Source organism: Gemmata sp. SH-PL17, from assembly GCF_001610855.1.
Taxonomy (GTDB): Bacteria; Planctomycetota; Planctomycetia; order Gemmatales; family Gemmataceae; genus Gemmata; species Gemmata massiliana.
In genome coordinates, this window is record NZ_CP011271.1 from 5,787,615 (window position 1) to 5,799,116 (window position 11,502).

An 11,502-nucleotide genomic window follows, 5' to 3' on the forward strand; every position below is an offset into this window, starting at 1 on the left:
TTAAATCCGGATGCCGCGATCGTAGGGCGCTCAGATGGGGTTCCGCTCCATGCGGAAATTGGTGAGCGCCACCCCACGAACTACGACCTGTTGCTCCATTAACACTGTGAACCCGTGGCGCTCGAAGAACGGTCGGGCAGTAATGCTGACTTCGGCAAACAAACGGGTGAGACCCGTCCGTGTGGCCTCGGCGACGAGGGCACGCATGATCGTCCCTCCGACTCCGCAACCCTGGTGGTCGGCGTGGACGAAGAACCGGTCGATGTGGCCGTCCGGTTCGAGGTCGGCGAACCCGACCGGTTGGTCGCCGATTTCCGCCACGACCGCGAACCGATCAGCGAGCGTTGCCCAACGGGTCGGATTGATTTCGTCGGGCGCCCAGGCACGCACTTGCTCAGGCGAGTAATCCCGACTGTTGACGCGATGGACCGTGCCTCGAAATAGCGCGAACAGCGCAGGAACGTCGGTGGGGTGAAATGGTCGGAGACGAATAGACGCGCTCATGAGACGAGTCCTGGGGTTTGCCTGAACTCGAACAGTTCTACGCGCTGACTGCTTACCGACGACTCCCTGCGACATCGGCAGACACCGCGGGCGGCGGGAAGAAGCCGGTTTCGCCCTCGAAGACGGTCGTGCTGAGACGCAAGCGGTTCACGAAGCGCCGATAGTCCGCCGGTCCCCAACCTGTTTCGGCGAGCAAGGCTCGCGCTTCCGCACCCGTATCCGCGCCGAAGCGCCCGCCGGCGTCGTGAAAATCCTGGCACACCACGACGTCGGGTTTGAAGTCCGCGATCCGGCGGGCGAATGTGTCCACGTTCGCGATTGGCAACGTGGGGGTGACGCAAACACCCACAGCAATGCCCGCATCCTTGAGCTGTGCGAGCGCGTCCCAGCGCCGATCAAGCGGCGGAGCCTTCGGCTCGAACTGCTGGCGCACGCGCTCGGAATCGGTCGGGATCGACATGTTCACGCGAAGGCTGCGGAAGTCCTTCAGCACGTCAATGTCGCGAGCCACGAGCGGGCCGCGCGTTTGAATCGTCAGGCGCGGCTGGTGCGGGAGGAGCGCTTCGAGAATGCCCCGCGTGAGCATAAGCCCCCGCTCGATCGGCTGATACGGGTCGGTCACGCTCGACATGTAGACCGGCTCGCCCGCGACGCGCGGTGCCTGTTTCTCGGCAAGCGCGGCGGCATTTTTCTTCGCGGTGATCCACTTCCCCCACTCGTTCGGCGGGCACCGATTTTGGGGCAGAAACGCTGCGTAACAGTACGAACAACCGAAGGTGCAACCGATGTAGGGGTTGCACGTCCACTCGAACCCGCCGCGCCGGATGAACCCGGTGGCGGGCGAAAAAATCGACCGCGACTCGATCAGTTCCATGCCCGGAACCTCGTGAGGAAATGTCTAAACGGTCGCAACGCGCGGCAGAAAGTGTATACTCGTCAACTGGACTGATGTCAATTATCAGAGGCAAGAGCGCGCCGCGGGGAGTAGTGGACACCCGTTAAAGGTGGCACGTTCGCGCAAAAAGGGAAAATGTGATCGGAAATGGAACTGGACGTGATCTTCAACTGGTTCCCGAACGGAGCGCGAGTGTTGTGCCCGCGAGTCTCCGATTCGGTTGGTGAATCTGACTTCGAGTAACTCTGCGGAACCCGCCCGGCGCCTCATTTCGACTTCGGCGCGAAGAGGGGAATTCCACCGTGGGCGGGGGGCGTGGTCGGCGTGTTCGGAAGCGCGGGGACTTCCGGAAGCTTCGTTCCGTTCTGCGGCGGGGTGACCGGGCCGGGGGTCGTTCCGGGGGCCGTCTCCGGAACGGCCGCTTTCGCGTCTTTGGCGGCCTTATCGACGTGATTGCCGATCACCGAACCGACGTTCTTCAAGATCTCCGAAGAGTCGTTACCGACCTTCTTCGTGTCCACATCGGTTGTAATCTGGATGTTGCCGTCCGTGCCCTTTGAAACGTTCAATTTGTACCAACCCATGTACCAGCCAACGCCGCCGAACCCGATAACGGCCAGCCCGACCAGAGCGAGTAAGTTTCGCATCACCGATCTCCTTCGTCCGTGAAACGGGACACCGTCCCTCAACATTATTCGCGCGGCGCGGGAAAAAAGACACTCGCGCGGCGCTGATTGAGGAGTGTACGTTACTCGAGCGTTTCGCGCAAGCCGAGTTGCGCGCGGACATCTTCTCTTGGTGCAAGATGGTGCGCGGCGGTAGAATGCGGTAGTTTTTGAAAACCGAGCAGCGCGCGGGCTTGCGGCCCCCGGGGGAACGGGATACCCTACTCCAGCCGTTCGCCCGCTCTCGGCTCCCGTTCTTTGACAGGAGCCCGCGCTCCTTTCCCGCTCCCGCTGCGGCTCCCGGTTGAGTCAACCGTTTCGAGCCGACAATCGGTGCCCCAGCATCCGAACCTGGGACCACGAGCGGTGTCGATTACCGTTGCGAGTACCACCTATCGGCGCCCCGCGCCGCCCACGGAGGTCACCTTCACTCATGGCCACAGCCACGGCGATTCTGGATACCCTGCGCACGCAGCTCGATACCACCGAGTACAAGAAGTTGCACTGGGAGGGGTCGTTCTCCGACTACCTCAACACGGTGCTCGAAACCCCGGGCGTGACGCGCACGGCCTACCAGCGCCTGTACGACATGATCCTGTCGCACGGCGCCGAAGACGTTTACGAGAACAAGGACAAGCTCCCCCGGTACAAGTTCTTCACCGAGTTCGCGACCAAGCACGCGGACGGGATCTACGGCCTCGACCGCTCCCTGATGCAGCTCGTGAACACGTTCAAGAGCGCCGCACTGGGGTACGGCACCGAGCGCCGCGTGATCCTGTTGCACGGCCCGGTCGGGAGCGCCAAGAGTACCATCGCGCGCCTGCTAAAGCGCGGGCTGGAAGAGTACAGCCGCACCGACGCGGGGATGCTGTTCAGCTTCTCGTGGAAGACCGAGGACGGTACCGGTTGGACGAAAGACCCGATGCACGGTGAGCCGCTGCAACTGGTGCCCGAGGAGCACCGGGCGCAGATCCTCACCATGCTCAACGACCAGTGCCAGAAGCCGTACCAGTACGAGATCAAGATCAAGGGCGACCTCAGCCCGTACAGCCGCTACGAGTACAAGACCCGGCTCGCGAAGTACGACGGCGACTGGCTCAAGATGCTCGCGAACGAGGTGAAGGTGTACCGGCTCGTGCTGTCCGAGAAGGACCGCATCGGGATCGGCACGTTCCAACCGAAGGACGAGAAGAACCAGGACAGCACCGAGCTGACCGGCGACATCAACTACCGCAAGATCGCGGAGTACGGCTCGGACTCGGACCCGCGGGCGTTCAACTTCGACGGCGAACTGAACATCGCGAACCGGGGCATCGTCGAGTTCATCGAGGTGCTGAAGCTCGACGTGGCGTTCCTCTACGACCTGCTCGGGGCGTCGCAGGAGCACAAGATCAAGCCGAAGAAGTTCGCGCAAACGGACATCGACGAGGTGATCCTCGGGCACACGAACGAGCCGGAGTACAAGCGCCTCCAGAACAACGAGTTCATGGAAGCGCTCCGCGACCGCACCGTGAAGATCGACATCCCCTACGTCACGCGGCTGCGCGACGAGGTGAAGATCTACGAGAAGGACTTCAACTCGGACCGCGTGCGCGGTAAGCATATAGCCCCGCACACGGTGGAAGTGGCCGCGATGTGGGCCGTGCTCACGCGGCTCAACCCGCCCAAGCACGCCAGCCTCAGCGTGCTCCAGAAGATGAAGCTCTACAACGGCAAGACGCTGCCGGGCTTCACCGAGGACAACGTCATCGAGCTGAAGCGCGACGCGCTGCACGAGGGCATGCTCGGGATCAGCCCGCGGTACATTCAGGACAAGATCTCGAACGCACTGGTCGCGCACCCGAACGAGGACAACATCAATCCGTTCATGGTGATGAAGGAACTCGAAGACGGGCTGCGCAACCACTCGCTCATCAAGGACGAGGACCAGTACCGGCACTACAAGGAACTGCTCTCGGTGGTGCGCGAGGAGTACGAGGACATCGTCAAAAACGAGGTGCAGCGCGCGATCGCGGCCGACGAGGACGCCCTCATCCGGCTCTGCGGTAACTACATGGATAACGTCCGGGCTTACACGCAGCGCGAGAAAGTTCGCAACCGCTACACCGGGAACTACGAGGAGCCAGACGAGCGCCTCATGCGCTCGGTGGAAGAGAAGATCGACATCCCCGAGGGCCGCAAGGACGACTTCCGCCGCGAGATCATGAATTACATCGGGGCGCTGGCGATCGACGGCAAGAAGTTCGACTACAAAACCAACGAGCGGCTCCAAAAAGCGCTCGAACTGAAGCTGTTCGAGGACCAGAAGGACTCGATCAAACTCAGCTCGCTGGTGTCGAACGTGGTGGACAAGGCGACGCAGGAAAAAATCGACGTCGTCAAGAGTCGCCTCATTCGGAATTACGGCTATAACGAATCGAGTGCGACGGACGTACTGAACTTCGTCGCGAGCATCTTTGCTCGCGGACAGACGAAAAAGTAAGGAAAAAGGAAGAAATATCGTCGCCGGGGTTTGGATGGGTGGGGGCCTGACCGACCTGAAGGTGTGAACCTGGTCAGGGCGGAAGCAGCAGCCATAAGCATTGGAGGGTGCGGCTCAGGGCACCCCCATCCTTCCACTCCCCGGTGACGCAATACACGAACCCCGGCCAAATGGCCGGGGTTCCTTGCTTTTTGGCTCGGAGCGGTGTTTCGTCTGGTATCATTGCGTTATGTGAAAGCGTTTCCTACCAGAAATGCACTGGAAAGTTACCTTAACAGATCAACCGATCAGTGCCCGCGAACCAGAACACGGCGTGGTTTCTCCTGCCAATTAGTCAGCCAGATCATTCGCGCAAGACCTGATCGGACACCCTGTTTCGCTTCTCCCCGACTCACGTTGTCTGGTACGATTCCAATACGCGACAATGCGCGGTAAGTTTGCTGCGCGCTGCGACGGTACCACCATCCACCCCGAGGCACGATTGCCGTGGGACAAAAGATCGAACAAGACCTCCAGCGGTTCCGCAAGCTGGTGCGCGGAAAGGTGAAGAGCAACCTCTCCAAATACATCAGCCGCGGAGAAATGATCGGTAAGAAGGGAAACGACTACGTGTCGATCCCGCTCCCGTCGATCAATTTGCCCCAATTCCGTTTCGGGAAGAAGAACTCCGGCGGAGTGGGGGTCGGCCCCGGCCAACCCGGGCAGCCGCTCACGCCCCCGCAGCAGGAGGGCGACGACCCGCAAGCCGGGGACTCGCCGGGCGGCCACATCCTCGAAGTCGACCTGACGATGGAGGAACTGGCCGACATCCTCGGCGAAGAACTCGCGCTCCCGCGCATCGAACCGCGCGGCAAGAAGAACGTCGTCACCGAAAAGGACAAGTACACCAGCATCCGGAGCGTCGGGCCGGAATCGCTGCGGCACTTCAAACGCACATTCAAGCGTGCCCTGAAGCGTCAAATTTCGGCGGGCACGTACAACCCGATCGACCCGATCGTCGTGCCCGTGCGCGAGGACAAACAGTACCGCGCGTGGAAGGAAGTGCCCAAGCCGGACAGCGTCGCGTGCGTCATCTACATGATGGACGTGTCGGGGAGCATGACCGACGAGCAGAAAGAGATCGTCCGGATCGAGTCGTTCTGGATCGACACTTGGATCAAGAAGCACTACTCGGGTGTCGAGACGGTCTACATCATTCACGACGCGGTCGCGCAGGAGGTGGACGAGCACACGTTCTACCACACGCGCGAGAGCGGCGGGACGAAGATCAGCAGCGCCTACGAACTGTGCAACAAGATCATCGACGCCCGGTTCCCGCCGAGTCAGTGGAACGTGTATGCGTTCCATTTCTCCGACGGCGACAATTGGGGCGACGACGTGCCCAAGTGCGTCGATTTGCTGAACAACACGATGCTGGCGAAGCTGAACCTCTTCGGCTACGGTCAGGTGGAATCGCCTTACGGCAGCGGCGAGTTCTTCGACCACGTTCACGAACTGGTGGACGATCACGAGAACGTGGTCGTGAGCCGCATCCCGGACCGCGAAGCGATCCTGGGTAGCATCAAGGAGTTCCTCAAGACCGGGCGGTAACGGGGAGTGTTGATTTTGAAGTGAGGTGCCTCGTGGAAGTAGAAATTAAGGAAAGTGTGAAGGAGGCGGGGCTGGAGGCAGACGTTCGGCGAGCGTCGGAGTTGCTTCCAGAGGTTGTCACCCCAGCCCTTCAGCACCACGTCCGCGTGCTCTGGGAAGTGTTGCGAGGGGGCGCCGGCGCCCGGTGGGTCATGGTCGCACTTGAGTACGACGAAGTAGTGACCGAACGGGAACTACTCGAACCAGAAACTCTGAGCGACACGGAAGCTCTGCGGGACCGATTCGTGTGGCTCTGGGACCGGGTTCTTCGGACGCGAACGCGCCAGCGGGTTCGTGAGCCGCTCGAACCGCTCGTGTTCGTCACCGACGAGTGAGGGAACCGTGCCGCCCAAAACGAATACCGAACTCATTCAGGAACTGGTCAAGACGGTAGCCGAACACTCCACGGCGCTTTCCAATCTGGAGATCGTGTCGCGCTCGCGGGAGGAAGCGTCGGCTCAGTTGGCGGACGAAACCACGGAGCTAGCGCGACGAACTTCGGAACACCTGATTCGACTTGAAGGCAGAGTTGAGATTTTGACCGAGCGCGATGCGGCCCGTGAGAGAGAAATCAACCGCTTCCGTGACGAAGATGCGGCGTTAAGGAAAGAGAACGCGGACCTCCGGCGCGAGTTGGCCGAAGCGCGACAAGAAACGGCCGTTCTCAAGCAACAACTTCAGGACCACGTCGCTCAGTACCAGGAGTGGGACAAGCGGCGCTGGGGGTTGATCGTTCTGCTGCTCGGTGCGGTACTCTCCCTGGCGTCGGGGTTGATTGTCACGCTGGCGAAGAAGTAGTGCCCATGAGCGATCCGGATTCGGCCGAACAGACGCAGCCCGGGCTGCACCCCACGGGCGACACGGTGTCGCCGGGTGCCCGCCAGTACAAGTTCATTGAACCGCGTCAGGTTCCGGGCGAACTTGGGCGGTTCGGGAACTACCGTGTCATTCGTCTACTCGGTTCCGGCGGAATGGGTCTCGTGTTCGAGGCCGAAGAGGTCGCCCTCGGGCGCCCGGTTGCCCTCAAAGTGCTCAAGCCGGAACTCGCAGCCGACCCGGAGAGCCGCGAGCGCTTTCTGCGTGAAGCGCGGGCCGCGGCCGAAATCCCGTCGGACCACGTCGTCACGGTGCTGAGTGTCGGGGAAGCCGGCGGCCTCCCGTTTCTGGCGATGCCACTACTGTTTGGCGAAACGCTCCAGTCTCGTATCGAGCGCCCGACGCTGGTCGATCTCCGGACCGCACTCATCATCGCACGCGACACGGCCGCGGGGCTGATGGCGGCCCACGTTCGAGGGTTGATTCACCGCGACATCAAGCCCGCGAACATTTGGATCGAAACCAGTGGGCCAGGTGGGACATTTAAACGCGCCCGCATCTTCGATTTCGGCCTCGCGCGGCGCCTGCACCACGAAACCAGCCTGACGAGTACGGGGTTCATTGTCGGGACGCCGAACTACATGTCCCCGGAACAGGCCGCGGGCCACGAGGTCGATTCGCGCGCGGACCTGTTCTCGCTCGGGTGCGTGATGTACGTCATGCTGACCGGCGAACTGCCGTTTCGGGGGAAGTCCGCGCTGGCCGTAATGTCCGCGCTGGCGAGCAAGGCTCCCGACCCGATCGTCGCGAAGAACCCGACCGTACCGCCCGCGGTCGATGAACTCGTGCTGCGATTACTGGAAAAGAAGCCCGAGGACCGCGTTCAGTCCGCTGCGGAAGTCGTGGCGGAACTCGATGACGCGATCGCGACCCTGTCCGGATCGGCTCCGCCGCCGCTGCTTTCACCCGCGAAAACTCGGCCCATCGGTGCCGATACACTGGCGCCGGGCAAAAGCGACACACTGCTCGGCGCACCGGTTGCCTACGAACCGCACACCGATCGCGTTCACCGCCGGCGCGCGATTTTCGTGTGCTCGGGTTTGGCCGTTATCGTTGCTCTGTCTGCGTTTATCGGCTGGCGGGCGATGCAGAATCAGCCGGTTCAGGCGGCTCCGGTCGAACCGATTGTTGTGGGCGTGCTTCACTCTCAGAGCGGCACGATGGCCGTGAGTGAGAACGCGGTCATCGACGCGACACTGCTCGCGATCGAAGAGATCAACGCCGCGGGCGGGGTATTAGGGCGCCCGCTGAAACCGGTTGTTGTGGACGGAAAGTCCGACCCGGACGAATTCGCGCGTCAGGCCGAGAGGTTGCTGACCGAAGAGCGCGCGGCGGTTATCTTCGGGTGTTGGACGAGCGCGTCTCGTAAGGCCGTGCGCCCCGTATTCGAGCGCAACGCCGGGTTGCTCTTCTATCCCGTGCAGTACGAAGGGTTAGAGGAATCGCCGCGCATCGTATATTTAGGGCCGGCACCGAACCAGCAACTCATTCCGGCTGTCGATTTTGTGATCGACACGCTCAAGAAGAAACGTATCGCGCTCGTCGGCTCGGACTACGTGTTCCCTCGCACGGCGCACGCGATCATCCGCGACCGCGTCGCGGAGCGCAAAGCGGCCGGTGCCGATATTGAAGTGGTAGCCGAGGCGTTCGTTCCACTCGGCTCGCCGCTTGTCGTTAATGCGATTGCGCGCGTTCGGAACGCGAACGCCGATGTCGTTATCAACACGATCAACGGCACCACAAATGCAGCTTTCTTCCGCGAACTGCGTGATCCGAAACAAGGCGTGCCGAACATTACCTCACTCTCGGTCAGCATCACCGAAAACGAGGTCCGCGGACTGGACCCGCGTGCCATGACCGACGACTACTTGGTCGCGAGTTACTTCCAGACGGTGGACCGCCCCGAGAGCCGTGCCTTTGTGCAAAGGATTCGTGCGAAGTACGGCAGCGATCGGCCCGCGAGCGACATGATGGCGGCGGCTTATTCGGGCGTCTATTTGTGGGCGAAAGCCGCTACCGCGGCTCGTGGTGTTGATCCGTCGGCGGTGGCGAACGCGGTTCGCGGGCTGGAAATCGACGGTCCCGGCGCGCGGATCAAGATCGACCCGGAAAACCTTCACGCTTGGCTGCCCGTTCGTGTGGCGAAAGTGCGGCCGAGTGGGGAAGTTGCGCTCGTGCCGGGTGCAGGATCGGAAACACCCGTGCGCCCGAGGCCGTTCCCACCGACGCGCTCCCGGGACGAGTGGAGCCAGTTCCTCCGCAAACTCGAAATGGATTGGGGCGGTAAGTGGCAGGCGCCGGAGCGGGGCAACCGCTGAGACAGAGCGGCTCATTCTTGCGAGAAGCCCGGCTCCCTTCATTCAGAAGGCCACGCGGTTCGTGTATGATGGAGTAACAGCTCGAAGGAGTCGCAGATGAACCTGGGCTTTTACAACACCAACTTACCCCCCCACCTCCGAGTCCTGAAGGACGAGATCGAGGGCTACGCGCGCGACTACGGTCTCGACTTCTACGAAACCATCTTCGAGGTCGTGGACGCCGACGACCTGAACGAGATCGCGGCCTACGGCGGGTTCCCGACGCGCTACCCGCACTGGTCCTTCGGGATGCAGTACGAGGAACTCAAGAAGGGCTACGAGTACGGCCTCTCGAAGATCTATGAGATGGTCATCAATAATGACCCGTGCTACGCCTACCTGATGCGGTGCAACCACACCGTCGATCAGAAATTGGTGATGGCCCACGTGTACGGGCACTGCGACTTCTTCAAGAACAATGCGTACTTCGGGCACACGACGCGGAAGATGATGGACGAGATCGCGAACCACGCGGCCCGCATCCGGCACTATGTTGAGCGGTTCGGCGAGGACGAGGTCGAAGCGTTCATGGACCGGTGCATGTCCATCGACGACCTGATCGACATCCACTCGGTCGCGATCAAGCGCCGCGACGACCACTCCAAGTACGACTTCAGCCCCCAAGCCACGGGCGACGATCCCGCCGAGGAAAACGTCGCGCCGCGGTTCAAGGCGAAGTCGTACATGGCCGACTACATCAACCCGCGCGGCGCACTCAAGGCCGAAGACGAGGAGAGCAAGCGGGCGAACTCCGCGCGCGCGGCGCGGTTCCCCGAGCACCCGGAAAAGGACGTCCTGCTGTTCCTCATCGAGAACGCCCCGATGAAGAATTGGCAGCGCGACATGCTCAGTATTATCCGGGACGAGGCTTATTACTTTTATCCTCAAGCTCAAACGAAGATACTGAATGAAGGTTGGGCGAGCTTCTGGCACAGCACCATCATGACGCAGAAGGTGCTGGACCCGTCGGAGGTGATCGATTACGCGGACCACCACTCGGGCACGATGGCGACCAGCTCGCGCCGGCTCAACCCGTACAAGGTCGGCATCGAACTGCTGCGCGACGTCGAGCGCCGGTGGAACATGGGGCAGTTCGGACCCGAGTGGGAAAACTGCACGGACATGGAAGAAAAGCGGCGCTGGAACAAGAAACTCGGGCTGGGGCGGCAGAAAATCTTCGAGGTCCGCAAGATCCACAGCGATATTACCTTTATCGACACGTTCTTGACGCCCGAGTTTTGCAAGGAATACAACCTGTTCTCGTTCAACTACCAGGAGCCGACGCAGAATTACGTGATCGAGAGCCGGGAGTTCCAGAAGGTCAAGCAGCGCCTGCTCTTCAGCCTCACGAACTTCGGGAAGCCGTGGATCTACGTGCTCGACGGCAACCACCGCAACCGCGGTGAACTGCTGTTGCGACACGAGCATCATGGGGTAGATTTGAAAGTAGACGAGGCGCGCGACGTGCTGACCAACCTTCAGTACATCTGGTCGCGGCCCGTTCACCTGGAAACGATCAGCGACGGTCAGCCCACCGTGCTGAGCTTCGACGGCACCGAACACACCCAACAAATTACCGGAGGGACCGATGACGCTAACCGAAAGTCTGCTCCCAAAGCTAAGTGAGTGGCACCCGGCCGGCGACGGGCGCCACTCGTGGGGCGGGTCGTTCCCGACCGCGGGGTGGACCGTCCAACTCACCGCCGACAAGACCGATTCGCTTTCGTGCCTGGTGTGGGAACTGGCCCTCGCCCGCACCGGTGACGCGCCCGCCGACTTCACGCTTCGTGCGTGGGCCGAGGGCGTCGCCCGGCGCGCGGCCGGGTTGTTGGAACCGCTCAAGTTGATCGAAGTGGACGAGGCCCGCGGGGAAGCGCTCCTCCGGAGCGCGGCACCCGCAAAGAAGGGCGATCGCGTCGCGTACTACGAGGTCCGGTTGCACGCGCCGGGCCGCGCGGACGTCCGGCGCTTCAGCGCATCGCGGACCGAGAGCAGCCGCGAGCAGATCGCGTTCGCCCTCACGCACGAGGTGGTTGCGAAACTGGCCGGTGACATCGCCGGGTGAGTTCGCTTCGTAAGGACGGGGAACTCGTT

At 61.8% G+C, this 11,502-nt stretch carries 10 protein-coding genes and 1 other RNA gene; 8 read left to right on the top strand and 3 right to left on the bottom strand.

Features of this window, described 5'->3' with window-relative positions; all coding sequences use genetic code 11:
* Positions 1–30: 30 nt before the first annotated feature.
* The 3 genes from VT84_RS23890 to VT84_RS23900 form a co-directional block, all read right to left on the bottom strand.
* A complete protein-coding gene (locus tag VT84_RS23890; protein ID WP_204249635.1) occupies positions 31–504 on the bottom strand; it encodes a GNAT family N-acetyltransferase in 474 nt (157 codons plus the stop codon).
* 52 nt (positions 505–556) lie between these two features.
* Positions 557–1,378, bottom strand: a complete 822-nt coding sequence (locus VT84_RS23895; protein WP_082841252.1) for an SPL family radical SAM protein — start codon at positions 1,376–1,378, stop codon at positions 557–559.
* Between the two features lie 287 nt (positions 1,379–1,665).
* Positions 1,666–2,046, bottom strand: coding sequence for a hypothetical protein (locus VT84_RS23900; RefSeq protein WP_082841253.1), 381 nt, complete (start codon positions 2,044–2,046; stop codon positions 1,666–1,668).
* 451 nt (positions 2,047–2,497) lie between these two features.
* On the opposite strand from VT84_RS23900, the gene VT84_RS23905 reads away from it, so the two are divergent.
* The 8 genes from VT84_RS23905 (at position 2,498) to VT84_RS23940 (ending at position 11,473) form a co-directional block, all read left to right on the top strand.
* Complete coding sequence (locus VT84_RS23905; protein WP_082841254.1) at positions 2,498–4,546, top strand: PrkA family serine protein kinase; 2,049 nt, start codon at positions 2,498–2,500, stop codon at positions 4,544–4,546.
* A gap of 37 nt (positions 4,547–4,583) precedes the next feature.
* Positions 4,584–4,679, top strand: an RNA gene (gene ffs, locus VT84_RS23910) — signal recognition particle sRNA small type.
* Between the two features lie 353 nt (positions 4,680–5,032).
* Positions 5,033–6,136: a DUF444 family protein gene (locus VT84_RS23915; RefSeq protein WP_082841255.1), complete on the top strand. Its 1,104-nt coding sequence runs from the start codon at positions 5,033–5,035 to the stop codon at positions 6,134–6,136.
* Between the two features lie 32 nt (positions 6,137–6,168).
* The gene (locus tag VT84_RS23920; protein WP_082841256.1) at positions 6,169–6,510 is read left to right on the top strand and encodes a hypothetical protein; all 342 of its coding nucleotides are present in this window, start codon (positions 6,169–6,171) and stop codon (positions 6,508–6,510) included.
* Between the two features lie 7 nt (positions 6,511–6,517).
* Positions 6,518–6,973, top strand: coding sequence for a hypothetical protein (locus VT84_RS23925; protein ID WP_082841257.1), 456 nt, complete (start codon positions 6,518–6,520; stop codon positions 6,971–6,973).
* Between the two features lie 5 nt (positions 6,974–6,978).
* A complete protein-coding gene (locus VT84_RS23930; RefSeq protein ID WP_157469776.1) occupies positions 6,979–9,369 on the top strand; it encodes a transporter substrate-binding protein in 2,391 nt (796 codons plus the stop codon).
* Between the two features lie 96 nt (positions 9,370–9,465).
* Positions 9,466–11,034, top strand: coding sequence for a SpoVR family protein (locus VT84_RS23935; RefSeq protein ID WP_082841259.1), 1,569 nt, complete (start codon positions 9,466–9,468; stop codon positions 11,032–11,034).
* The gene (locus VT84_RS23940) at positions 10,997–11,473 is read left to right on the top strand and encodes a hypothetical protein (protein ID WP_082841260.1); all 477 of its coding nucleotides are present in this window, start codon (positions 10,997–10,999) and stop codon (positions 11,471–11,473) included. Before VT84_RS23935 ends, VT84_RS23940 begins: the two co-directional genes overlap by 38 nt.
* The last annotated feature ends 29 nt before the right edge of the window (positions 11,474–11,502 follow it).

Excerpts from the sequence above, each read along its gene's own strand:
- VT84_RS23940 (WP_082841260.1), top strand. The coding sequence starts at position 10,997 with ATGACGCTAACCGAAAGTCTGCTCCCAAAGCTAAGTGAGTGGCACCCG.
- VT84_RS23895 (WP_082841252.1), bottom strand. The coding sequence starts at position 1,378 with ATGGAACTGATCGAGTCGCGGTCGATTTTTTCGCCCGCCACCGGGTTC.
- VT84_RS23935 (WP_082841259.1), top strand. The coding sequence starts at position 9,466 with ATGAACCTGGGCTTTTACAACACCAACTTACCCCCCCACCTCCGAGTC.
- VT84_RS23900 (WP_082841253.1), bottom strand. The coding sequence starts at position 2,046 with ATGCGAAACTTACTCGCTCTGGTCGGGCTGGCCGTTATCGGGTTCGGC.
- VT84_RS23890 (WP_204249635.1), bottom strand. The coding sequence starts at position 504 with ATGAGCGCGTCTATTCGTCTCCGACCATTTCACCCCACCGACGTTCCT.
- VT84_RS23905 (WP_082841254.1), top strand. The coding sequence starts at position 2,498 with ATGGCCACAGCCACGGCGATTCTGGATACCCTGCGCACGCAGCTCGAT.
- VT84_RS23930 (WP_157469776.1), top strand. The coding sequence starts at position 6,979 with ATGAGCGATCCGGATTCGGCCGAACAGACGCAGCCCGGGCTGCACCCC.